Genomic DNA, 24,347 nt, shown 5'->3' with positions numbered 1-24,347 from the left:
GGTGCAACGGCAGAGCGCTTTTTTCCCAAAGCAGCTTGTAGTCCGGCCGTGCGACGCAGCACTGCGCGCACCCTCACCTGTGAAATCCCAACACTGGAGAGAACACCATGCGACAGAAATCGATCCTCGTGCGAGTGGTACTGGCCTCATGCCTGCTTTCACTCGGCTTGACGCTCGCAGCATGTTCGTCGACCTCGATCAGTCGAGGCGAGTCATCGATCGCGCCCGATGTGGCCGGACCGGTGGCAACCAGCGGCCGAGATGGTCCGCCGCAACGTGGCAGCGTCACCGGAAACCTCACGCCGTCTCGATCCGATGCCCTCAGGCGGACACCGATCGGGCCTCCACCCTCCACAGGCATCGCCTTTCCGTCAGCGCTCCCTGCGTCCCAGGCCAAACCCGACCAGATGGTGGCGCATTTCATCAATGTGGGACAGGGGGATGCGGTGCTACTCGAGTTTTCCTGCGGCGCGGTGTTGATCGATACCGGTGGTGAATCGACGGATGAGGTCGTGGGTCGTGATCGCCTTCGTGACTACCTGCAGGACTTCTTCCTTCGCCGCGCCGATCTGGCCAACACCCTCAAGCTCGTGGTGCTGTCGCACCCGCACAAGGATCACACCGACGGCGTCACCGCGCTGCTCGAAGCTCAACCCGAGATCACGATCGAAAACGTCATTGACAATGGTGCGACCGACAAGGGTTCGGGAATCTCGAACCAGCGCAAGCTGCAAAAATACGCCGCCGACACAGGCGCAGGATACATCGGCCTCTCCGAGGCAGACATCACGTCGGTCGCGGGCATGACAAGCCCGGTCATCGACCCGATCGATTGCCGGTCCAGCGGGGGCGTGGATCCCAAGATCATGGCGCTGTGGGGTCGTGTCGATCTGAATACGGGGTGGGCCAACGATGCCAACAACGACAGCGTAGTGCTGCGCGTCGAATTCGGAAAGGTCAGCTTTCTTTTCACTGGCGACTTGGAAAAGGAAGGCATCGAGGCGATGCTCACCTCTTACGAGGCTGACAGGAGTGTGTTCGACGTTGACGTGCTCAAGGTCGGCCACCATGGCTCCCACAATGCCACGACCGAAGCACTCATGACTGCGGTGACACCCAAGATTGCGATCATCCAGGCAGGCGACCCATCGTTGAGCCAGGCGACGTTCAGCGCCTACAGCTTTGCCCATCCACATCAAAACACGATCCGCATGCTTCTCGATGCGCAGGTCGGCGTCACGATGGCACGCACGCCGAAGAGCGTTCCTGTAGGTGTCAGAGGTCGAAATCCAACGACGAAGGCCCCACCCGAATTCAGAATGCTCGACATCGAGCGAGCGATCTACACCACTGGATGGGACGGCAACATCGCAGTGATCGCAACGAAAGACGGGACACTCCAGGTCGAGACCGGATATTGAGCGATGCGCCCACGAGCAAATCCGTCCCAAGTCCCCCCCGACCTGCTTGAAGCGAAGCAGACGCTGGTTGAGCGACAGTTCAGGGCTGCTGCGAGCATATCGCCTCACGCATGGACCGCTCAGCTTCGCGTTCGTGAAGCGGTCCAGCACTCTGGCCATCAGTTGCATGCGGTGGGCGTGGGCCGCAAGCTCGTGGAGGGAAAGCCCACCAGGACCCTCTGCGTTCGACTGTATGTGACCCAGAAGCTGCCGCGCCACCTTCTTGCGCACGCCAGCTGCCTACCGGAACACATCGACGGAATACCCACGGACATCGTTGAGGCGGCACCCGCCTACTTTGCTGCGTCATCGCCATGCTCATTGCGCAAACTGCGTGAGCAACGTCCTGCGCAAGGCGGCATCAGCGGTGCGCACGAGGCGATCCAGGCCGCAACGCTGGCCGCGCGGTGTGTATCCCGGCGCCTCGAAGAGAGCATGGATCGGTTTGTTCTCGGCAATTGCCACACGCTTGCAGACTTTGGATCGGCAGCGCTCGACTCCTCAATCCTGCAGCCGTCGACGAATGACGGAGGAACTGCAATTGCACACCGGCTCGCAGGCCTTCATCGCTTCGTCCCAATTCTGGAAAGCGCAACGGGCTCGAACCGCATTGACGCCGCCCTCGCAAAGCTGGATTCAACCAACGCAATGGATCCGGGAATCTGCACATTGGGCGCGATCCAGGGCACGGCAAGCGCCACCTTGGGAACACGAGTGCACAAGCATGGGCGAACGACGGGAAGCACGACAGGAATCATCGATGACCCATCCATCGATGTTCTCGTCCCGCTGAACCGACAAGACCCAACTCGGCTCGCTCAGTTTGTCGACCAACTGCGCATACGCCCGCGGCCTGGCCAGCTTGTCTTTGCACAACCAGGCGACAGCGGTGCGCTGGTTTTGACCAAAGGCGACAACAGCGCCGTCGGTCTCCTGTTCGCTTGCCCAGACAACGGCTCGTACGCATACGCCAATCCCATTTCCGCAGTACTGGACGCGCTCGAGATCGATCTGGAGTGACCTTCGTCATTAGGGCGGTCCGTTGCCTGGTCTACATCACCTGCAGGGAACCCTGGCAGGACCGCCAAGACAGTGTCACCTAGCAGCAGTACTGTCGACGAACCTCGGAGATACGCATCGGCCATCAACATCGCGGATTCATGTGCTACCGGAACCGAACCAAACAGATACACTGAGCCTACGAGTCACTTGGAGCAACAGGATGACAGCACTCGGGGATTGGTCGACGCACGACAACAAGAAATATATCGGCAAGCTGGATCGCATCTATGTGTCGATGACAGAGGACTACGAAGTCGAGTATTTCATCGACAAGTACCTTGAGGATCACGCCTATACCGTCAACAACAAGAATCGGGACGTGATTTCTTCGGCGCTAGAAAGCTACCCAGGCAAGGCGCCTTTCAAGCGCGACGACTTGGTCGCCTTCCTCGATCGACGAATCACGAGAAAGTCCTGAGCTGAGCAAAGAAGGGTTCAGGCTCTCACCGGTCTCGGTAACACCGGATCCTGTCCCTTGGTACACGCCACCCGACACGGTGCTCGTCGTGCGGGCAATTCGTCACCTGCCGGACCGGGCTGAAAGGCCATCGCAGTTGGAGGCGTCGACAACTGCCCTGCAGCCCTCGGCCTCAGCTCGCCCTGGACGGCGTTGAGCACCAGATCCCTCAGATCGTTCGCAAGACACTCTTGTTCGCGGCGCAGACGCGCGCAACACCCTGCCGATGAGCTCTACAGCCATAGCGTTTGGAGGTCTGCCCAGGACGTATGAGAACCATCCGCTGGATGACTTGGTCCAAGTTCGCCCATCGGGCCACCGACATTACCGTCCAGGCAGCTCCGGTCGAACAGAATCCCGGTGCAGGCGGGGCCTGCAATGGGCACAAGCACCACTGCTGGACGCAGCGATCCATCTTTCCCGTGCTGCCCCGCCACTATGGCGAGCCACTAGCGATATCTGTCGAGAAGCACTTTAAGTCTCTGTCTTGCCGGTGACTTCAGCCGCTCCGAGTTCGCGAGCTCGGTGGCACTCGCGATGATCTCTTCTTTGGATGCGACTTGCGACGCCTTGTAGAACTGCAGGAGTTGCTGAGCGCTGTCCGAAACCGCGGCAGGAACGGGCGTGGACAGACTCGTGGGAACCATCTCTTGCGGACCGGGCGGGATGCTCGTGAGCCTTGGCTGGAATGCAGACAACATAGCGAGCTGCACGCCGATCGTCTCGACATACTCGTCCTGGTACCACTTGCCCTGACTCTTCGCGAAAGCCACTTCGTAGCGCTGAAGCATCGGCGCCAGCGAGTTCAAGACTTCGCTCATGATGCGCTCATTGCCAGCGCCGTGAGAGAGCCCGTAAAACACCATTGCCGCATTGTCCGCATTCAGGACCGTGTCGACGCTCCTGCCGCCTTCGTCGCGCAGCCACAGTGGCTCGTCGGGGTAGGCGATCTGCCGTTTCTCCGCCGCACGCAGCGCAAGCAGATACTGATTCAACAGGCTGGAGCTTTGGACCGCTGGGTAAGGTAGCGCCGGGAGCGTCGCCCGCCCGCAGGCGGTCGTCAGCATGATGGCGCAGAGCACGAGCACGAACCGGGGTTGGGGGAGCAGCTTCATGCGGTTGAATGTAATCTTTGGTTACTCTTCCGCCATCCCATGTTCTGGCGATGAAGGGAGCGGTGCCCCCCATGCTCGCGGCATCCCGGGCGCACCGATGCGCGCATCGCTCCTTGGACCGCCGAGGCAGCCCGAGGCAATTCTGGGGGACACTGGGCGGATGCGCATCATCACCCGAGGAGCGAGGATTGGTCCATGCAACATCTGCGGAATCACGCAAGCGTTGACCGAAGATCACATTCCACCCAAAGGTGTGTCCCGGCTGAGCCAGGTCGTGATGCTCAACCTCACCGACCTGCTCGGCGTCGAGAGGCCCAAGAAGTCAGGACGCATTTCCCAGAACGGGGTGAAATTCCGCACCCTTTGCGCCAAGTGCAACAACGAACGCCTCGGAATCCACTACGACCCGACGCTCATTTCGTTTACCCGGGAGATTCGCTCGTATCTTGAATCGGCCTTGCATCTTCCCCCGACGATGTACGTCCCATCGAAGGTGAATCGGCTGGTCAGAAGTGTCGTGGGGCATCTCCTGGCGCACGGCGTCGGCGAACACAGAGTCGGCACCATGATGGATGAGTTGACGAACTACTTTCTCGACGAAAGTACGGCATTCCCGGCCGGCCTCAAGCTGTATTACTGGATCTACCCCTACAACGACCAAGTGCTCGTGAAGGGTGCAGGACTGAGCTTGCACTATTGGAATGCCTTCGCAGTATTCAGCCTGCTGAAGTTCTATCCCTTGAGCTTCTTCTTCGTTCTGGATGAGCCGCCCGAATGGTGCATTCCGTATGACCGCCTGGATCCATTGCTATCTTCTGCCATCGAGGACGAAGCCATGGTCCGCATCAGTTTTCACGGGCTCCCTGTGCAGCGGTGGCCCGAAGCCCCCGTAGACACGGGCACGGTGTTTCACTGCCCAGGGGCAATGGGTGCAGTCCCCAGGATGCCATGAGCCTTTTTCCACCCTGTGTCTGCAGCGAGGCTCGAGGACGTGACTGAGAGGTTGCTCCGCTTCTTACAATGCAGTCGTCGCGGCGCGGTGCCCTTGCATCGCAATGACAGCCGGCCCGAGGCTGCGCTCCAAGTCCGTCGCTCGGCATTTCCCGTCGAATTCCTCGTGCTCCGCGTACGGATTCAACGGATGCGGCTCGCGCCGGCAGGTCGGCGCGATGATGGCAAGCGCATCACACATGCGGTGATGCCGGTGTGCATGCCGCCAGCGATTGCGCGACAACCGATATCGCATGACGCGTCCGAGGTCGCGAGGGCGGGACGACATGGTCATACAGCCGCATGGTCCTGGATCTCCCGGAAGGCTGGATCTCAGGCCATCGAAGAGCCACGGTACCGCTGCAAGCGGCGCTGACCGGCCGATGTCAGTTGCCAGCCTGCCGCACCGCGATGGATCAGACCGCACTGCTCCAGCAGCACGAGCGCCGTGTACAGCTTGTCGGCCTGCCACGTCGCCTGAAACGGCCGCGTACGCGGTGGGCCGAGCTCCAGACCGTACTCTCCTTCGATGAAGTCGAACCGCAGCTTTCCGCCGTTTGCCATGGCGCGCTGCGAGGCCGCTTCGCCATATCGCGAGAACACCCAGTCCGTGACCAGCTCGCGAGTCCAGCTGGACAAGGGTTGATTCTGGAAGCGTGCGAACGACGCATGCAGCGCCACAAGGGAGGTCCGTTCGGACGGGACTGAACGCAGTGCAGCGGCATGCGCGAGCTGCGGCTGAAGGAAGTTTTCGGTCTCGACGGCACAGACCGCCAAGGCCGTGACCGCAAGCCGCAGCCAGTCGCCGGGACGTTCGTGCCACAGGGCGGCTTTGAGCTTTGCCAGTTCCCCAAGGTAGAAGAACAGGTCCGACGCGTCGTCTCCCGTGGTCGCGGCCGCGAGCGAAAGCGTCGCCCGACCGCCCTGCGAGCGCATCAAGCTTGCGTGCAGATCCCCGCACGTGACAAATCCGGCTTCGGCGAAGCTCTGCCCCACCACGAGGCCGACGGCATCGGCGCAGTCGGTCACGCGACGGCCCGAGCGATCATGCGCGCTGACCCAATCGATGACGAAGGCGAGCAGGGTTTCGAGCGCCATCCGCTGCAGCAGACGGACCTGCAAAACGGCCCAGAGGGCCTGGCATTTCTCCAGGCCAGGCCGCGTCACGGCTTGACCCGCGGGTGTCACACCACTTGTCATCGCGGCGCGCAGAGACTGCTCATCCAGAGCATGGCCACCTCCAGCGAGCTGCCCAAGGGTATGCAGCACCAGATGCAGACTTTCCCACCGCTGCAGGTCCCGCGGGTCCCGGATCTTCCCGGTTTTGCGTGGATCTTCGGGGAAGAACGATGCCAGGAAGGCCTGCTGCTCTTGGTGGCTAGGTTGTGTGAGCACCGACAGCGCCGGCTCGGCGCGACCGACCTGCTCCGCCTTGGCCTCTAGGCAGGTCACGTCCCGCAGCCACCGGTGGGCCTGGGGCCCGCCCATCTTTTGCTCGAAGGCATCGGCCAGCAACCGTCCCCGGTCCGTGCAGATCCACTGGTCGTCCAGAAACTTCAGGCCGTTGGTCATGCTGGGCAGGTACTGAGGCGCCGACATGAGGCGCGCGTTCATGTCCCACTGGTCCATGGTCAGCTTCTGGAGCTTGCCGTTCGCGGCGAAGGGCCGGGTCTTTCCTGCCAGCTCCGCCTCCAGACCGTTGGCCCAGAGCAGCGCCAGCTCCATCTTCTCCATGGCCAGCAGTTGGAGTTCCTCGGCCGCCGGCTTGCTCAGGCCCAGTGCGGACTCCAGGTGCCGCTGCACCTGCAGCGCCATCCAGCACAGCGCTGAATACACGCAGATGTAGCGCACCACGTTGTTGAAACCAGGGAACACTGTGTTGTAGAGCCTCTCGTTCGTGGAAGCGAGGTCCAGGGGATCACCCTGGCCGCGCATGAGTTCCAGTGGTTCGGCATAGCGGGTGCCGTTCCATTCGATCATGGCTTTGTCCTCTCGCTGGTCTGGCGGAACCGGTCGACGTCGTCGGGATAGAGCAGCACATGTTGCCGCTCCTTTCCGTGCAGCATCCAGCGCCGGTACGCGAGGTCTCTGCGCTCCGTGCGATTGAACTGTAGGTAGCAGATGGGACATCCGCCCGCGCGCACCTGGGCCGGCCTCAGCACCTCGAAGCCACGCGAACGATCGGACCACCGGTCCAGCGCCGAAAGCATGGGCGCCATGGACGCCGGCACGAGCGGGTCGGCAGGCAGTCCGATCGCACGCAGCAACAGCCCGTCGAGCGGCTCGGCTTGCGCCACGTCCGCCGTGCTCGCCATCGCTGCTGCACGGAAACGGCGGTCCATCCGCAGCATGAGTTCCTCGCGCATGCCCCGTGCCACGAGTTCCTGCACCTCGTCATGCGCAAGCGGCCGGGCCGCCAGGCGACAGACGGCATCGCGCAGCTGCGACAGATGGCGCTCCAGGGGATCGGCACGCGGCGGAATGGCGGCAGCGGCGGCGGCGACAGCGCATGCCACCGGCAGCAAGTCCTCTCGAATCTCAGTCGCAAAGTCGTAGCGGCTGACGCAGTCCAGCCAGAGCAGCAGGACGCGATGCCCGTCGAATGCGCTTGGCTCTCCAGCGGCATGCATCAGAAACTGCTGCTGGGCACGCTCCATGTCCAGCGAGCAAACTGCCAGGACAAGCAAATCCGCCGAGCCGATTCCTTCGCGCCCTTCTTCGAACGCCTCCCGCACAGCCTGGCAGGCCTTGAGCAGCTGCGCCCGCTCCGCCTCAGCCTGCGGTGTGCGCGCCGGCTGCGGCCTTGGAGGCGATGGCATCTGGCCCTGGCGTCGCTCGCCGTCTTCATCGGCCGGGTTTGCATCGTCCAGTGCAATGCCGTTGGCCTCCGCGTCGCCGCTTTCGTTCTCGCTCCCGCTGACGGGATGAGGAAACAGAAGGTCGAGCACCCGGGCGAGGAATGCGCCCGTGCGTCGGCCCAGCGTTGCGCCGGGTGCTGTTCGCAGCCGGCCTGACCGCAGCCAGTCCTCGTAGTTGAACGCTTCATCGAGTGCTTCACCCTGCACCTGTGCAGCTTCCGGCTGCCTGGCGCCGGTGCGCACCGGCCCGTGGATGGGCTGGCCCCCCAGCGCACGCAGGATCAGCTCGGTGGCGAAGCGATAGTCGGAAGCCGCTGGCTCGCCACCCGGAGCGCGCCCGCCGAGCCGGACGCCGTTGCGAACGGCCCGCAGCGCGCGCTGGTCGTTCACCCAGGCACGCGCCTCGATGCCCGACGATCCGCGTACATGCAGCGTCAGGCCCTCGTGAGCCGCTCCGACAGGCGCCGAGAGATCCATCCTCAGCAGGCCCTTGGCATCCAGCGTCGCACAGCCGCGCTCGACTTCGCCGGAGGCTCTCGCCAGCACCCAATCGACCTGCGCCTGTGTCGCGCCTTGGCCCAGAACGAGCGCCTCCAGCCGGCTGCTGCCCAGCAGCACGGCCTCCATCGTCCAGACGCGGCGCGGCTCGAAGACCTGCACCTGCGGCACGAACTGGTCAGGCTCGCAGGGCTGCCACTCGAAGGGAGAAACGGTTGTCCAGCGCGCGAGGCTGACTTCGACGTTCTGCGTGGATTGAAGGCTCTGGCGGGTCGCGTTGACGGAACCGCTGACCACCAGCGCACCGTCGTCCGTCTCGAATTCGAACACCTTGGCATGAAGCGGTGAACCCTTTCGGTGATCGCGCGGCACCACATAGGAGGCGGCATCGCCATAGGCTTGCGCGTTGCAGGCGACCGTGCCCAGGTGGGCAATGTGCAGCTCGGGAGCGTCTACCGCCTGACGGAGCGCGCGCACCGCTGCGCCATCCTTGGAGTGGAACGGCGCCAGGACGGTGAGCACGCGGGCTCGTTGCCCATCACGGCGCAGCAGTTCTTCCATTTGCACAGCGGCAGTACGCTCCAGTGTATGGATCAAGGTCGCACCTCGTCGCAACCGGTCACTCGGGGGCTCTTCGCCACGCACCGAATCCGCTGCCGAGACCAGCATGTCGGCCGCACGCGGGGACGTCGAGCCGCAGCGCTCGGCAAGCGCTCGCAGGAAAGACCGGAGTTGCCCAGCAACGACGGGCTCCGCGGCAAGATCCGTGATGTCGAGGCATTCCAGCTGATGCGCCAGACCAGAGGCGGTGAGATTGCCGCTGCCGACGCACAGCACCTGGCGGTCATCGTTCTCCAGCAGTGCGATCTTGGGATGAAAGATTCCGCCGCCGGGAGCGCGCACGGGCGCCACGGCATAGCGCGAGCCGATGTGCTGCGCATACGAGCCAATAGCCGATGCCGCCAGCGGTCCGTCGTCGACCAGCACATGGATTTGACATCCGTCGGGCCGGAACGCAGCTTGCAGGATGGTGGCTTCGAAGAAGGCCGGATTGAACGTGTAGGTCGTGAAAAGCGCCCTGCGCGGCTTCAGTTCGCGCAAGACACCGACCAGGTTGTGCTGCATCTTTTTCCTTTACTCCCGCGGACCGTAGCTGCCCTCGTCACCCAGATGGTGCCGCCGCCAAAGCCCTGCCGCACTCACAGGCCGAGGACCGCAGGCGCGCCCCTCCTCCGGCACTTCCGACCTGGCCCGCCGGAAGCAACCCTCAAGCTGCACAGTACTCATGGAACGGCCTTGGTGAGCGGCCACCTGGCCTTCAGTTCCTCGATGGTTCCGTTGTAGACATTGACGTCCATGTCCGACTTGGTTCCCTTGACCGGGAACTGCGGCAGGATCTCACTGGAAAACTGCCACAGCGCATAGGTGGGCCAGACCCCCTTGGGAAAATCGGTGACGCTCGCCTTGAAGCGCGCATACCAGAGCGGAGTCTGCGCAAACTCGGTGCTCTTGAACTTGCTCGAGATGAGCTTGGCACTCGCATGATTCGTGTAGAGAACCGGATAGCGCCCGGTTAACTGCTTGACGCGACGAATGAACCTCAGTGCCTCGTCCGCATTCATCAACGTGTGAGACGTTGCATCCTCGAGGTCCAGCGCAATCAGTTCGTCGGGCCCCGGCTTGACGGTGTTGATGTAGTGCTCGGCCTGCCGCTCGGGGTCACCCGCCAGCCCCCAGTGGTAGGAGCCCCAGAGGTACCCTCTTTGCTTGGCCTCTGCCTTGCGGGCGAAGTACTTGCCATCGATGCGGGAGGTCCCGATGGTCGACTTGTGAATGATGGCGACGACGCGCTTTTCCGTCTGCAGCTTGTCCCACACGATGGGATTGTCCGCATAGGGATCGATGACCAGCGCGGTGCTCTCCTCCCGCCACGGCCGATCGAATTCGCCGGCGTGGGCCGCATCCGTAAGACCAGCCACAGCGGCGCCCACGCACAGTGCCAGCAAGAAAGCGCCTGTCAGGCGATGTGGTTTCATGATGTCCGTCCTTCCTGCATGTCGATACCCAGAGCCGATACACCAGCCGTGACGGGGGCCGCGGGTCAGTCCAGATAAGTTCCCCGAAAGCCCTTCTTCTCGTCCGGCACCTTCTTGCTCTTGCATTTCCTGTCTCCCACGGGAATATCGCCGTCGTCGCTGAGCACGTACCAGCGGCCATTGCCGTTGACCCTGAACAGCGCCTCGGGATGAAGGTCGGCAAACTTGCGCTGCGGCACCAGCACCGGTTGCGCCCCGGGGCCGCTCCATCTGAAGAGTTCGAAGCTCAGAGCGTTGGGGTCCTTGCTGCGGTCTCCGTGCGGCCCGCCCACGATCAGATACTCGGTGCCGCTCCACTCCAGGCTGCGGATGCCGCGCTTGCCGAGATCCAGCCGGATCACGTCGCCGAACACGGGATCCGCCCCGTTGTCCAGCACTGCTGCAGGGTTGCGCAAAGGCAGGACAAGCGCCTGCCCGTGGGGTCGGGGGTTGCGCAAGCCGATCATCAACCCTCCGCCCGGTGCCGCCGCCAGACCCTCGATGCTCAACCCCTCCTCCGATTCAGGGTCGAGCCTGGACGCACGCTCAAGCAGCGGCGCGATCCTGGGATCTGCCAGCGCTTTGTCCAGCAGGTGGGCGTAGGGTGGCGTCCCGAGCGGCCGAGCGGTCGGCACCGAGACGTGCTCGACCGCGGCTGTCGCGAAGAACCTGCGCCGTGCAGGCTGCGGCTGCCCCTTTGCGTTGCTGCCGTGAGAGGCGATCCAGTAGATCCGATCGCCTATCCGGGCAGCACCCTCGATATCGATCTCCTCGGCCTCCCCAGAACTCGTGATGGCACCGAGATAGGCCCCAAGGTCCACCTGGCTCACAGCGGCAGGCTCGCCGACACGGTACACATTCAAGACGTGCTTTTCGTCGTCGCCCACGACGAAATGATCGGAGCCGAGGCCGACGGCCGCCGACGCGTCGCACATGCCGACGTAGCGCGTGGTCTCCGCCTGAGCGGTCGCGGCAGCGAATGCCAGCAGCACCGCTCCAAGAAGCCGTGAAGCTGGCATGGCATATGTCCTTGTTCCTGGCACGTTCTCCTCCGATCAACGCACCCGGATGCTAGAGGAGCCCGGGCACGTTCACATCCCTTGAATATAGGAGCGCGCCTCGGTCACTTGCCGCCTTCAGATGAACAGACATCCAGGTACTGCAGCGGACACTGGCACGGGCAGTGTGTTCAGTGACGTCTCTGCGACATGGCGCTACTCGCGCAGCATGACCATCACCGACAGATACGGAAGCCTCCAGCATGGATGGCCTCGATGCGGCAGTACCGTCACAGCAGGACAGCAGCGAGCCTCCTGTCCTGCTGTGACCGCCTTCGGGCCGCGGCGGTAGCTGACCATTTCTGACAGAAAGTACAGAAACGCGAGCCGTGCCTGCTGGAAGGTCACATACAGTTTGACCTCCGGCATCAGCTTCACCAGGTAGAGCTCCACGAACAGGTTGAGCCAGTTGCGAGACGCCAGTCCATGTGCCGGTAGCGCATCATGGCGACCGGACAGAAAATCCCGATCCGCCACGGATCGTGGTCTGCTGCGCTTGCCTCAACCAGCGGAATCGCGACAGCGCGAAGCAGTCCCTGAAAACAGCGCCCCGGGTACACAAGGATGCACCCGAGGCACGCCCATCACTGCCAGTTGGCAACAATCACGGCGTTCAGGCTGCTTTGGTAGTTCGGCGGCAGCGTAGTCTGCCCCGCCGCCGGCGGAGAGAAGCTCGCCATCGCCTGCACGAGGTTCTGCACGTTGCTGTCGCTCAGCACGCGGCCGTCGCTGGTCCGGAACTGCTCTACGTGGTATTGGCTGCCCAGGTACCAGTTGTTCAAGGTGAACTGATCGGAAGACCCGATCACGCTCACCTCGAGGTTGTTGCCGACCTGGCGGAACCACAGCTGGTCCGTCGCGATGTCGGCGCCGAACAGGGCCACATCGGCATTTCCCGCCGTGGCATCGTTCTCGACGATCGTGTCGCTTCCCTGGCCTCTCTCCATGCGGTAGGTGTCGTTGCCGGCCCCGCCTGTCAGGGTGTCATTGCCTGCACCACCCTCCAGCACGTTGGCAGCTGCGTTGCCTGCGAGGGTGTCATTGAAGGCACTGCCCTCCAGGTTCTCGATGTTCTGCAGCGTATCGCTACCCGAGCCGCCGGTGGCCTGCGCCGTGGTGACGGCCAGACTGACTGTGACAGCGGAGGCCGCGTAGAGATACGAAGCCGTATCCGTTCCCCCCAACCCGTTCAGCGTGTTGTTCCCGGCACCGGCATACAAGATATTGTCGAGCGTGTTGCCGGTGCCGTTGACGGCACCCGTAGCGCTCAAGCGCAGGTTCTCGACATTGGCGGCCAGCGTGTGCGTGATGGTCGAGATCACCGTGTCGGTGCCCTCGCCCGCCAGTTCGGTCACCACATCGGAGGCGTTGTCGACATAGTAGGTATCGTCTCCGGTCCCTCCCTTCATCGTGTCCGCGCCGGCCAAGCCATCGAGCACGTCATTGCCGGCGTTGCCGGTCAGCGTGTTCGCGGCGCTGTTGCCGGTCAGCAGGTTGTCCAGTGCATTCCCGGTGCCGTTGATTGCCGTCGTACCCGTGAGCGTCAGCCTCTCGACATTGGCACCCAACGTCCACGTCACGCTCGACTCCACGGTATCCGTGCCCTCGCCGGCGTTCTCGTTCACGACGTCTGAAGTCGAGTCCGCCACGTAGGTGTCGTCTCCCGTGCCGCCGCTCATCGTGTCGTTGCCAGTACCACCGTTCAGTCTGTCGTTACCTGCGTTGCCGATCAGCGTGTCGTTTCCACCGCTGCCATTGAGGGTGTCGTTGCCCGAGCGGCCAGTCAGCGTTTCGGCCGACGTGGTGCCATTGAGCGTGAGGTTCTGCACCGTCACGGCAATGTTGAACACGTCCTGAACGGCGAGCCCGCCCTGGTCCGTTGCCGTCACCCGCACGCTCAAAGGCTGCAGCGAGCCGATGGGCACCGTGCCGGTGAATCTGCGCGTGCTGGCATTGAAGCTGAGCCACGAAGGCAGCGCCGAACCATCTGCGAGCGTGGCCACATAGCTCAGGCTGTCGCCCGCGTCCGGGTCCGTGAAGGAGCCAGACGGTATGGTGTAGTTGATCGCGGTGCCCTCGGCCACGCTCTGGTCGGCCAATGGCGTGACGATGACCGGGCTCTGGTTGGGCGGCGTGACGCTCAGGTTGACATAGAAACCCGTGCCGGAGCCGTAGTTGTCGGTGCCCCAGAGCACGAACTGCAGGCTGCCGAGGTTGGCCGATGTCGGCGTCCCGGAGAACGTGCGCGTCTGTGCATCGAAGGACAGCCAGGACGGCAGCGGATCGCCGTTGGGCATGGTCGCGCTGTAGATCACCGAGTCCCACGCGTCCGGGTCGGTGATGGTGTTGAGCGGCACCACATAGGTGAACAGGGTGCCCTGGCTTGCCCGCAAGGTCGGCAGGTTGCTGTTGACGGTCGGCGCGTGATTGTTGTTGGCCCGGTCCACCACCGTCTGGATCATGGCCTGGTCCCACACCGTGCCGTTGGCGAACTCGACACGGTCGATCTTGTGGTCCATCGTGACGCCGCCGCTCTGGGTGTTCGCGCCGTAGTAGTCGAGGAACGCGATCTGATCGGAGGTTCCCTTGATCTTGAAGAAGATATGGCTTCCCGATTGGAAGGCCAACACATCGTTCTCGCCAATGCCCGCACCGAAGCGCAGCGTGTCGAGCGCATCGATTGCGTCGGTGTTGTCGATGGTGTCCTGGCCATCGCCTGCGTTGAACACGTAGACGTCGTCGCCGGCCCCGCCCGAGAGGAAGTCATTGCCCTGGCCGCCCGTGAGCAGGTTGTTGCCGTCGTTGCCCCAAAGGCCGTTGGCCAGGTTGTTGCCCGTGGCATAGAGGTCGTCCGTTCCATCCAGCGCCAACCGCTCGACATTGGCGCCCAAGGTCCAGCTGATGGAGGAGCGAACGAAGTCATCGCCTTCGCCCACGTTCTCGACAATGGTGTCGCCCGCGTCATCGATCTCGTAGTAGTCGTCCCCGGTGCCACCGATCAGCGTGTCCTGGCCTTCGGAGCCGAACAGCGCGTCGTCTCCGCCGCCGCCGATCAGCGTGTCGTTGCCGCCCAGCCCCAGCAGGTTGTTGTCGGCGTCGTTGCCGGTGATGACGTTGTCGAGTTCGTTGCCGTTGCCCCGGTAGACGGTGCCTGCGAGCGTCAGGTTTTCGACGTTGCCTTCAAGCACGTAGGTCGTGTCGAAATTGCGGATGATGGTGTCGGTGCCTTCATCCTGATGCTCCGTGACTCGGTTGTCGTACTCGTCGACGATGTAGGTGTCGTTGCCCGCACCGCCCGCCATGACGTCGTCCCCGAGGCCTCCGTCGAGCACGTTGTCACCAGCATTACCGATCAGGATGTTGTCGCCATCGTCCCCCGTGGCATTGATGTTCAGCGTGCCGGTCAGCGTCACGTTCTCGATGTTCGCGATCTCCGAGACCGAGAAGCTCCGCCCAATCTCCACCGTGTCGCGGCCTTCGCCCTCGAGCTCGACCACGACATCGCCGGCGCTGTCGATCACGTAGGTGTCGTCACCCGCGCCGCCCTCCAGATGGTCTTCGCCCCCGCCCCCATCCAGCCGGTTTTCGTACTCGTTGCCCACGATGACGTTGTCACCGGTATTCCCGGTGCCGTTGCGGCCATCCTGGCCGATCAGCGTGAGATTCTCCAGACCGGCCCCCAGCACGTAGCTGATCGTGCTCATGACCGTGTCGGTGCCTCCGCCGGCAGCCTCCACGATGACGTCCTGCGCGCTGTCGACCTTGTACACGTCGTCGCCATCTCCACCGTCCAGCGTGTCGACACCACTGCCGCCGTCAAGGACGTCGTTGCCCGCGCCGCCTACAAGGGTGTCATTGCCGCCTTCGCCACGGAGCGTGTTGTCGAGCGCGTTTCCGGTGATAACGTTGGCCAGTTCATTGCCGGCGCCATCCAGGGCATTGAGGCCCACCAGCGTCAGATTCTCGACATTGCTCCAGAGCGTATGGCTCACGGTGGCGAAGACCGAGTCGACGCCGCTTGCGAACGCTTCGTTGACCTGGTCCCCGGCGTCGTCCACGAGGTACTCATCGTCGCCGGTAAAACCAGCCATCAGATCAGCGCCTTCGCCGCCGTCCAGCAGGTCGTTGCCCGCGCCGCCATCGATGGTGTCGTTGCCCGCCATGCCGCGCAGCGTGCTGCCAAGGAGGTTGTTGCCCACGATGGCGTTGTCCGCGGCATTGCCGGTCGCGTGCGTGGCCAGGGAGCCCTGGACGATGCGCAGGTCTTCGATGTTCTCGGCCAGAACATAGTCGATGCTGGTGAAGATGGCATCGCGGCCCTCTCCTTGTGCCTCGCTGACGGTGTCGCCGGCATCGTCGACGTGGTACTCGTCATCGCCCGCGCCGCCGACCATGGCGTCGGCACCCAGGCCTCCGTCGAGGCGATCGGCACCCTCGCCTCCGTTCAACTGGTCGGCGCCAGCGCCTCCGAGCAGCACGTCATCTCCTGTGCCGCCCTCCAGCGCATCGTCGCCCGTGCCACCGCTCAGGCTGTCGTTGCCGTCGCCGCCATTCAGGATATCGATGCCATCTTCGCCCAGCAGTTCGTCGTTGCCAGCTGCGCCAAGGAGTGTGTCATCACCGCTTCCGCCGATCAGGCTGTCGTCGTCCGAGCCGCCATCCAGCAGATCGTCGCCGACACCGCCCTCCAAGCGGTCCTTTCCGGCATCGCCGTAGAGCTGGTCGTTGCCACCCGCGCCGAGAACGATGTCGTCGCCGTCACCGCCGCGGCCGATGTCATTGCCCTCGCCAAGATCGAGGGAATCATTGCCGCCCCGGCCGTCGACCACGTCGTCCCCGGCCAGGGCGTGGATGACCTCTCGGCCTGAAGTACCGCGCACCGTGTCTGCGAACTCGGTCGTCGGGATATCGACAGGCACGGCATCGATCAGTTGCGCGATGGACATCGTCACGCCATCGGAGAACCTGATTTCCTGGACAGGCGAAGTCCCGGCCAGATCGTCGTAGTCGACACCATCGAGATGAATCTCGGTGGTGCCCGTAGCATCGCCGATCACGAGCGAGCCGAGCGAGAGTCGGACAAGCCCGAAGTTGAACCCGCCTTCGAGCACCAGCACATTGTGCGAGTCGTCATCCACATCGGAGATGTGCTTCGCACCGCTGCCCAGGGCGACATAGTAGAAGTCCGCGCCCTCTCCGCCGTTCAGCGTGTCGTTGCCGGCCCCCGAACGGATGAAGTCGTTGCCACTTCCACCGAGCAGGACGTCGTCTCCCCCGCTCCCCCACAGATAGTCGTCGCCTGCATCGCCAGACAGATAGTTGTTGCCTGCTCCCGCAACCAAAGTGTCGTTGCCATCACCTCCATAGAGAGCATCGTTGCCTGTCAGCGTTGTTGTCGAGAACGTGCTCTGCTGGTCTTCCCCGGAGAGGAAGTCATCCCCGGCACCACCGATCAGCACGTCGTCGCCGCCGCCACCGAAGAGAGCATCGTTCCCGTCACCGCCATCGAGATAGTCGTTGCCGTGGAACTGCGCAGCGAGCTCCGACACTTGCCCGTCGCCCATCAGCAGGTCGTTGCCGGTACCGCCACGCAGAGTGTCATTCTTCCCCAACCCGAACAAACGGTCGTCGCCTTCTCCGCCGTCCAGCGTGTCGTTCCCGTGGAACTCGCCGGCCAGTTGCGCCTCGACCAGATCGCCGACAAGCTCGTCGGCACCGTCGCCGCCAATGAGCGTGTCATCCTTTCCGCCGCCGAACAACAGGTCATCGTCGGCGCCGCCATCCAGGTAGTCATTGCCGTGCGCGGCCCCGGCCAGCTTCTGCGTGCTGTCGTGGTCGCCCCACATGCGGTCTTTTCCCGCCCCGCCATAGAGGACGTCGTCCTTGCCACCGCCGACCAGTTGGTCATCCCCCGCACCGCCGTCGAGGTAGTCGTCCCCGTGGAACTCAGACGCCAGGTCGGTCTCGTTGTATGAATCGCCCAGCAACGCGTCATCTCCGGCTCCGCCGAGCAGGGTGTCGTCCGAGCCTCCGCCGGTCAATTCGTCGTCCCCATCCTCGCCATCGAGATAGTCCACGCCATGGAACCTGCCTTCCAGCTGGCTGGCATCGTCGTCGCCCAACATGACGTCCGCGCCAGCTCCGCCGAGCAACGTGTCGTTCCCCCCACCACCTATCAGCTGGTCATTGCCGTCTTCGCCGTCCAGGTAGTCGTCCCCGTGGAACTCGCCGGCCAGCTTTTCTTCGGAGTCGTTGTCGCCCCACAGGTTGTCATTGCCGATGCCACCAAAGAGGGTGTCGTCCTTGCCGCCGCCGACGAGTTGGTCGTCTCCGGCCTCCCCGTCCAGATAGTCCTCCCCATGGAACTCGCCAGCGAGCTCGTCCTCGCTGCGGGTATCACCCCAAAGCAGGTCCGCCCCCAGCCCACCGTAGAGCACGTCGTTGGCACCACCGCCCGTGATGTCGTCATCCCCCGCGCCACCATCGAGAAAGTCGTTGCCGTGCTCGGCGTCCGCCACTGTCTGGTAGTAGCCAGAATCCTTGATCCCGTCGCCATTGAGCGCGTCGGCACCGTCCCCGCCCAGGACAACGTCATCACCGCCGTGTCCCCAGAGCGCATCGTCACCGTCGCCGCCCTGGATGTGATCGTTGCCGCGCCCTGCAATGACGATGTCGTCGCCGTCGCCCGCGTCCACAACGTCTCCGGCGGTGTCCATGAAGATGGAACCGCCGCCCTCGATCGTTCGACCACTGCCACCGCTGGAGTAGACGCCCCAGTTGCTGCCCTGGGTCCAGGCGGTCGAACCACCCGGTGGCGCCCACTCGTCATCTGGCTGACGAGCAAAAGCACTCAGTCCCGTGGCGCTCAGGATCACATCCTTGCCTGCCCCGCCCCGGATCGTGTCACTGCCCGCTCCGCCAGCGAGCAAATCATCGCCCACGCCACCGTCCAGCACGTCGTCACCGGCTCGGCCATCCAGCGCGTCGTTGCCGCCCAAGCCGTTCATCCGGTCCTTGCCGTCGCTGCCATAGATGACGTCGTTGAAGTCCTCCTCCGCGATCCCGCCAATCAGCGTTCCATCGGGCGCCCACTGCGTGGCCCCCCAGTTGTAGGTGTTGAAAGCAGGATCACCCGGGTGCACGTTGAAGTCTGCTTCGATGCCGCTGATCAAGGCCCGTTGGTCGCCGTTGTATGTCTTGGTGGCATCGCCGCCGTCACGCAACTCAATGCCCCAGACATTGGAGGTGACATCGCCATCGAGTCCGTGCAGGGTCGCGGTGAGATTGCCGCTGCCATCCTCGTCGACGTCGCCGACTTGGATCAGTGCAACAGAAACCGAGGTCTGCCCCTCCTTGAGCACGATGATCGCGTCGCCAATCGGGACCGTACTGTCGCCCAACACGACCTGGAACTGGCTCGCGAGCTCCGAGAGTGAAAGCGTCAGCGTCTCACCCGCGCGAGCAGGGCGCCCCAGGTAGAAGGAGACCGTCTTGCCCGCGCCTTCTTGAACGATGCTGCTGCCTGCCACCGTAGCCGGATCGAAGTCAGGATCCTCGAGCGGATTGGCACCTGCTCCCTCCATGGCGACGACGACTCCCTTGGCAAGCTTGATGCCCAGATAGCCATTTCCTAGAGCGTCCGCCAGTTTGAATTTTTCAATGACGAGGCTGTTCTTGGGATCCCCGTCCTTTGTAACGACCAGTTGTGGTTCTGTGTCATTCGGCGCCACTCTGATCTTCAGCCGATACGTGCCTGTACCCAGCTTCAGGACCCATCCCCCGCCACTCGCCTTGGCCAGGCCGCCGAATGGCTGACCGTTGATCTGGATGCTGCCGAGACCGTCGGAGTCAATGATCGTGTCTTTCCCCCAGTTCGCTCCAAAGACATAGGTATCAGCACCTGCGCCCCCCTCCAATCTGTCGTTTCCTTTGCCACCATCAAGCTTGTTCGCGGCATCGTTGCCGATCAGCATGTCATTGCCATTGCCGCCAACGGCGTTTTCAATAAGTACGCCCTGGTAGATTGCAACGTTATTGAAGTGCTCACCGATGGTGGGAATTGAACTGAGATAGGTTTTTCCTTCTGCAAAATTTGTCGCTCGCAGATCGATGACCGCAGAAAGGTCGCTGACCTGGATGCTTCCATCGGCAGCCTTGTACTTGGCCGCCAAGGTATCGGTCCCGCCAGAATCCATGATGATCTTGGCGCCGTTGACAGCATCGATGATGTGCTCCGTGTCACCCAAGTTGATGTCACTGCGAAGCAACCCCAGCGCCTCCAACCCGACAGCGTCAAACAGCATTGGCGTGGTACTTTGCAAGCGACCGCCGCTGTTGTTGCTGTAACTCATCAGCGCCCATTGAAGCGAGTCGTACTTCTTTGCCAGTGCCCCATCGATGGTTCCATCCGATTGGCGGCCGCGAGCAGGATGAGACAACCCCAGGGCGTGCCCAAATTCATGCGCAAGATCATTGATATTGCGCGCATCCATGCCGTTGAGCGCGTTGAAGCCTTGCAGAAACACGTCATTCGGCCGCTGGGGACCTGAGTATCCGGAATCTGCTCGGCCTCCTCCCGGTACGAAGTTCATGGAGACAGGTGTGACCGAAGTCCCAGGGGCTCGTTCCCCGTAGATTCCAATTCGAATATCTGCCTCGCTGGGGTCGTCAACAAATGTGAAAGTTAGGTTGGTGACATCGCCCCAAAGCTTCACGACTTGCGCCTTGATGATCTCCTTCTCGGCCTCCGTAAATGCAACCTTCACTGGCTGTCCATTGGCATCTAGCGCAGACCGACTGACGCTGGCATTGATGCTTTTTGCATCTTCGTAGTTTTCTCGAATCTCTTTGTCCGAGATATTCCCCAACGGATAGTACTTGGCCTTCCATTCTTCGAATGTCCCAATTTCATAGAGCCCTTCGATCAGGCTATCGGTCAAGATGCAGATTTTTATATTTGCATTGGGGGAAATACCTTGTCGAGTAGGGCTTAGCCGAATGATTTCAGCTCGAATTTCATCGAAAGTTGGAACCACTTCTTCAGTCATGACAATCCTTCGGTTATTAGCGTGTCGACATGGGCAGAGGCGTCGTTTCCAAGCGCTCCGTCAAAATTCCATCAGAAGATTTTTTGAACCTATCGGACCAATACTTCGCTAGTCCTTCATTTTTTTGTGTGCCAACTCCTCTTGCATATAGCTTTGACAAGATACTTTTCGCGGCGACGGAGCAAGTTCTCGGAGCAGCCATCGAGCACCAATAGAAGGCCTGCTCGTCGCTTTTTTCCAGACCATCGAGACTGAGATGGTCTCGGTCGTGCGCGACGCACAACAGCTCTGCCGCCGCTGGATTGCCCCCCCGCGCGGCAATAGAGGCCCATTTAGGAATATCCGTGAGTTTTAGAAAAGGGTGATTTCCGTGTGCCGCATAGTCCCATCGTTGGCGGGTCATCTGCATCAAATGAGTTGCTGCTTGCGGGTCACCTGCCTGTGCCGCGTCAATTACGGGCTTTAGCAAGTTCTCGAGCAATATTCGATTTACCGGTTGATACGGGCCGTTTGGTTTCGAAGGATCAATCGGCTGTGTTTTCCAGCGATCATCTAATTCATAGGCATAGTATGCGGCTGCGCCTTTGGATCCGCCGGCAATTGCCTTCTTGAGCCAAGCCATCCGCTCTTCTTCATTGAGTGATGTCAGACCCATGAAATACTGTGCGTCAGCATCACCTCGCTCAGCCAAGGCTCTTTGCCTTGCATTTTTTTGCGGCAATTGTGGCTGCGCATACTTCTGCGCCTCCCACTCCATTTCACAGGGCGTTGCAATGGTTGCAGCAGTAGAAGAAGCGTGAGCTGAAATAAAAAAAAACGACGCCGCAAACAGGCTTGCCAATAAAATTAAGGAGGTTCGAAGACAGCGACCTCCAGACTTGGGAATCCTCGAATTCATTGAATCAATCTCCTCTTAAGTATTTGCAATCGGTTGCTTTCGCTCTCAATATCTCAGCACCAAGCACATGGTCCTCTGCAAGTCGCCCGCGACGAACGCGGCGTCATCTCTCTCTCAGGCTCTCGCTGGTGGCCTTCTGAACGGGGCTGAGCAGGAACTCGATGATTCGCCGCTTCCCCGTCTTGATCTCCGCCGTGAGGTTCATCCCCGGGCTGAGCTTGATCGGCATGCCATCCACATCGATGGTGGTGGAACTCAGGCTGAGCGTCACAGGGAAGATCGCCCCGCGCTTCTCGTCATTGACCGCATCGGCCGTCACCGTCTTCACGGTCGCGTTCACCGTCCCATAGCGGGTGTACGGAAACGTCTCCAGCTTGATCGCCGCTTCCTGCGCCGGACTCACGAAACCGATGTCCTTGTTCTCCAGCGTCACCTCGGCCGTCACCTGCGCCCCATCGGGCACGATCACCATCAGGGGCTGAGCCTCCGTGACCACGCCGCCTTCGGTGTGTGCGGCGAGCTGCTGTACGGTGCCCGCCACTGGGGCCTTCAACGTGGTGAGCCGCTCTCGCTGGCCTGCCTTCGCCAGGTCCTGCGTGCCTTGCTGGCGCTTGAGCTCAGCAGCTGTCTCTCTTGTCCTCAGGCTGTGCTTCGTCTCCGCGATATAGGCAGTTCTCGTGTTCTCGCTTTCCCTCAGCGTGGCGTTGGCTTCCGCCAGCTTCGCTCGCTGCGTCGCCAGGTCCCGCTCCATCTCGATGCGCTCCCGTGTGCGATCCTGGTTCGCATGGCTGGACATGAAGCCCTGGTCGGCCAGTTGGCGGAAGTCGGCTTCTCTTTGTCTTGCGATGGGGAGCGTCGTCTCCAGCTTGGTGACGACCTCGCGCGCAGTCACGATCTCCGCCTGACGCCGGTTGATCTCCGCGGCCGCCTTGGCCAGCTTGGCCGTGATGTCGCTCCATTCGTCATTGAGCTCCGCGCGGGCTGAAGTCAGGTCTTCATCGGACCAGCCCGCCGGAGTGGCCTTGCCCAGATCCGGCGCATGTGCTTCTGCGCCGTTCAACGCCTTCAGCAGTGCCCGAGTACGCATGACCTCGGACTGCGCTGCCTTCAACTGCTCGTTGACGTTCGTCCTGTCGGCCGTGGCCATGGTGGGGTCGAGCTCGACCAGAGACTGGCCTGCCTCCACGTGGTCCCCATCCCGCACCAGCACCCGCTTGACCACGCTCACCTCCAGCGGCTGGATGATCTTGGTGCGCTCGCTCACGATGATCTTGCCCGGCGCCACCGCCACGATGTCGACCTGCCCGAAGATGGCCCAGATCAATGCAATGAGGAACAGCACGATCAGCGCATAGGCCAGCCGCCTGGGCGCGGGATGCACGGGGGTGTCTTGCAGGCTCAGGGCCGCCGGCAGGAAGGCTGCTTCATCAGTCAGCCGCTTCGGGCCAGCCAGCTCGTGGCGGTGCTTCCAAGCCGCCTTGAAGACCGCACGGTAGCGCCCCAGCAGCTCAAACACCGGATGCCGAACGCTGGGCGCATTGGCCGCAGGAGCCGTTGTAGACACTTCGGGCGTCATGCTGGAGCTCCCATGCCCTTCGAGCCTTCCGCTTCCGTCGGCTGCTCACCGCCCTGCATGCCCCACAGGTGCGCATAGATGCCCTTGGGCCTGCTCAGCAGGCTCTCGTGCGTGCCACCTTCGACAATCCGGCCCTTGTCCATCACGATGATGCGGTTCGCATGTCGCACCGCACTCAGGCGGTGGGCGATGATGAAGACGGTTCGCCCCTTGCAGATGTGCGCCATGTTGCGCTGCACGATGGCCTCGCTCTCGTAGTCCAGCGCACTGGTCGCCTCGTCGAAGATCAGGATGCGCGGGTGGGTGAACAGGGCCCGGGCGATGGCGATGCGCTGGCGCTGCCCGCCCGAGAGGCTTGCACCCTGCTCGCCGACCATGGTGTCGTAGCCCTCGGGCAACTCGCTGATGAACTCATGGGCGCCTGCCAGCTGCGCCGCCTGGATCACCGCATCCAGCGGCGCTGCCGGATCGACGATGGCGATGTTCTCGCGCACGCTGCGGTTGAAGAGGGTGTTCTCCTGCAGCACCACGCCCACCTGTCTTCTGAGCTGCGCCGCATCGATCAGGCTGATGTCGATGCCGTCGACCAGCAAGCGTCCTTGCTCGGGGGTGTACAGGCGCTGGACGAGCTTGGTCAGCGTGCTCTTGCCCGAGCCCGAGCGCCCGACGATGCCGATGACTTCGCCGGGGCGCACATCGAGGCTGACGCCATTGAGCACAGGCGCTGCCTCGGGGCGGTAGCGGAAAGTGAGGTTGTCCAGCGTGACGCGGCCCTTGAGGGCCGGGAGCTGGGCGGCGGTGCTCGGCGGCACCTCGGTGCGGGTATTGAGGATGTCCCCGAGCCGGGCCATGGAGATGCCGGTCTGCTGGAAGTCGGTCCACAGCTGGGCCATGCGCATGATGGGTTGCGACACGCGCTGGGCGAACATGTTGAAGGCGACGAACTGACCGACGGTCAGGTCGTTGTTCATCACGAGGTGCGCGCCGTACCAGAGGGTGGCGGCGTTGACGAGCTTGCCGATGAGGTTGACGCCTTCGTGCGCCCAGCTCGCGAGGTTCTGGGTGCGGAAGCTGGCGGAGACGTAGGCCGCGAGCTGGTTGTCCCAGCGCCGGGCGAAGGCGGGTTCGAGCGCGGTGGCCTTGACGGTCTGCACTGCGCTGACGGTCTCCACCAGCATCGCCTGGTTCTCCGCGCCGCGCGCGAACTTCTCGTCCAGGCGCCGGCGCAGGATGGGCACCACCGCCAGGCTCAG

14 protein-coding genes are annotated in these 24,347 nt (G+C 62.6%); 4 read left to right on the top strand and 10 right to left on the bottom strand.

Annotated features, from left to right (window positions below):
• The first annotated feature begins 107 nt into the window (after positions 1–107).
• From BMY35_RS26975 to BMY35_RS26970, 3 genes are all read left to right on the top strand, one after another.
• Entirely contained in the window at positions 108–1,421 is a 1,314-nt protein-coding gene (locus tag BMY35_RS26975) for a ComEC/Rec2 family competence protein (RefSeq protein WP_093206078.1), read from the top strand.
• A gap of 234 nt (positions 1,422–1,655) precedes the next feature.
• Positions 1,656–2,480: a chymotrypsin family serine protease gene (locus BMY35_RS37885; RefSeq protein WP_143080739.1), complete on the top strand. Its 825-nt coding sequence runs from the start codon at positions 1,656–1,658 to the stop codon at positions 2,478–2,480.
• 202 nt (positions 2,481–2,682) lie between these two features.
• The gene (locus BMY35_RS26970; protein ID WP_093206076.1) at positions 2,683–2,940 is read left to right on the top strand and encodes a hypothetical protein; all 258 of its coding nucleotides are present in this window, start codon (positions 2,683–2,685) and stop codon (positions 2,938–2,940) included.
• 488 nt (positions 2,941–3,428) lie between these two features.
• Here BMY35_RS26970 and BMY35_RS26965 read toward each other — a convergent pair whose 3' ends face one another.
• Positions 3,429–4,094 (bottom strand): hypothetical protein, encoded by a 666-nt coding sequence (locus BMY35_RS26965; RefSeq protein WP_093206074.1) that lies wholly within the window; start codon positions 4,092–4,094, stop codon positions 3,429–3,431.
• A 160-nt stretch (positions 4,095–4,254) separates the two neighbouring features.
• Between BMY35_RS26965 and BMY35_RS26960 the strand changes: the two genes are divergently transcribed.
• On the top strand, positions 4,255–5,046 hold the full coding sequence (locus BMY35_RS26960; RefSeq protein ID WP_143080738.1) for a hypothetical protein: 792 nt from the start codon (positions 4,255–4,257) through the stop codon (positions 5,044–5,046).
• A 371-nt stretch (positions 5,047–5,417) separates the two neighbouring features.
• Here the strand turns inward: BMY35_RS26960 and BMY35_RS26955 are convergent, their stop codons facing one another.
• The 9 genes from BMY35_RS26955 to BMY35_RS26920 form a co-directional block, all read right to left on the bottom strand.
• Entirely contained in the window at positions 5,418–7,064 is a 1,647-nt protein-coding gene (locus BMY35_RS26955) for a hypothetical protein (RefSeq protein ID WP_143080737.1), read from the bottom strand.
• A complete protein-coding gene (locus BMY35_RS26950; RefSeq protein ID WP_093206068.1) occupies positions 7,061–9,565 on the bottom strand; it encodes a phospholipase D-like domain-containing protein in 2,505 nt (834 codons plus the stop codon). Before BMY35_RS26950 ends, BMY35_RS26955 begins: the two co-directional genes overlap by 4 nt.
• 158 nt (positions 9,566–9,723) lie before the next feature.
• The gene (locus BMY35_RS26945; protein ID WP_176947677.1) at positions 9,724–10,476 is read right to left on the bottom strand and encodes a glycoside hydrolase family 25 protein; all 753 of its coding nucleotides are present in this window, start codon (positions 10,474–10,476) and stop codon (positions 9,724–9,726) included.
• Between the two features lie 65 nt (positions 10,477–10,541).
• Positions 10,542–11,534 carry a DUF3616 domain-containing protein gene (locus BMY35_RS37880; RefSeq protein ID WP_143043044.1) on the bottom strand — a complete coding sequence of 331 codons (993 nt, stop codon included), beginning with the start codon at positions 11,532–11,534 and terminating at the stop codon, positions 10,542–10,544.
• Positions 11,535–11,729: 195 nt separating this feature from the next.
• A complete protein-coding gene (locus tag BMY35_RS26935) occupies positions 11,730–12,050 on the bottom strand; it encodes a hypothetical protein (RefSeq protein ID WP_093429425.1) in 321 nt (106 codons plus the stop codon).
• Between the two features lie 107 nt (positions 12,051–12,157).
• On the bottom strand, positions 12,158–20,620 hold the full coding sequence (locus BMY35_RS39075; RefSeq protein ID WP_093206060.1) for a putative Ig domain-containing protein: 8,463 nt from the start codon (positions 20,618–20,620) through the stop codon (positions 12,158–12,160).
• 16 nt (positions 20,621–20,636) lie between these two features.
• A complete protein-coding gene (locus BMY35_RS37875; RefSeq protein WP_143043043.1) occupies positions 20,637–21,518 on the bottom strand; it encodes an SEL1-like repeat protein in 882 nt (293 codons plus the stop codon).
• 103 nt (positions 21,519–21,621) lie between these two features.
• On the bottom strand, positions 21,622–23,094 hold the full coding sequence (locus BMY35_RS26925) for an HlyD family type I secretion periplasmic adaptor subunit (RefSeq protein ID WP_093206057.1): 1,473 nt from the start codon (positions 23,092–23,094) through the stop codon (positions 21,622–21,624).
• The coding region (locus BMY35_RS26920) for an ATP-binding cassette domain-containing protein (protein ID WP_143080736.1) at positions 23,091–24,347 on the bottom strand (1,257 nt) is incomplete at its 5' end. The genes BMY35_RS26925 and BMY35_RS26920, both read right to left, overlap by 4 nt.

This window comes from Variovorax sp. YR750, from assembly GCF_900109805.1.
GTDB lineage: Bacteria > Pseudomonadota > Gammaproteobacteria > Burkholderiales > Burkholderiaceae_C > Variovorax > Variovorax gossypii.
The sequence above is the reverse complement of the archived record's forward strand: the minus strand, read 5'-3'. Positions and strand labels throughout refer to the sequence as shown.

Coding starts and splice junctions, on each gene's coding strand:
- BMY35_RS26960 (WP_143080738.1), top strand. CDS start 4,255: ATGCGCATCATCACCCGAGGAGCGAGGATTGGTCCATGCAACATCTGC.
- BMY35_RS26945 (WP_176947677.1), bottom strand. CDS start 10,476: ATGAAACCACATCGCCTGACAGGCGCTTTCTTGCTGGCACTGTGCGTG.
- BMY35_RS26965 (WP_093206074.1), bottom strand. CDS start 4,094: ATGAAGCTGCTCCCCCAACCCCGGTTCGTGCTCGTGCTCTGCGCCATC.
- BMY35_RS26950 (WP_093206068.1), bottom strand. CDS start 9,565: ATGCAGCACAACCTGGTCGGTGTCTTGCGCGAACTGAAGCCGCGCAGG.
- BMY35_RS39075 (WP_093206060.1), bottom strand. CDS start 20,620: ATGACTGAAGAAGTGGTTCCAACTTTCGATGAAATTCGAGCTGAAATC.
- BMY35_RS26925 (WP_093206057.1), bottom strand. CDS start 23,094: ATGACGCCCGAAGTGTCTACAACGGCTCCTGCGGCCAATGCGCCCAGC.
- BMY35_RS26970 (WP_093206076.1), top strand. CDS start 2,683: ATGACAGCACTCGGGGATTGGTCGACGCACGACAACAAGAAATATATC.
- BMY35_RS37880 (WP_143043044.1), bottom strand. CDS start 11,534: ATGCCAGCTTCACGGCTTCTTGGAGCGGTGCTGCTGGCATTCGCTGCC.
- BMY35_RS26975 (WP_093206078.1), top strand. CDS start 108: ATGCGACAGAAATCGATCCTCGTGCGAGTGGTACTGGCCTCATGCCTG.
- BMY35_RS26955 (WP_143080737.1), bottom strand. CDS start 7,064: ATGATCGAATGGAACGGCACCCGCTATGCCGAACCACTGGAACTCATG.
- BMY35_RS37875 (WP_143043043.1), bottom strand. CDS start 21,518: ATGAATTCGAGGATTCCCAAGTCTGGAGGTCGCTGTCTTCGAACCTCC.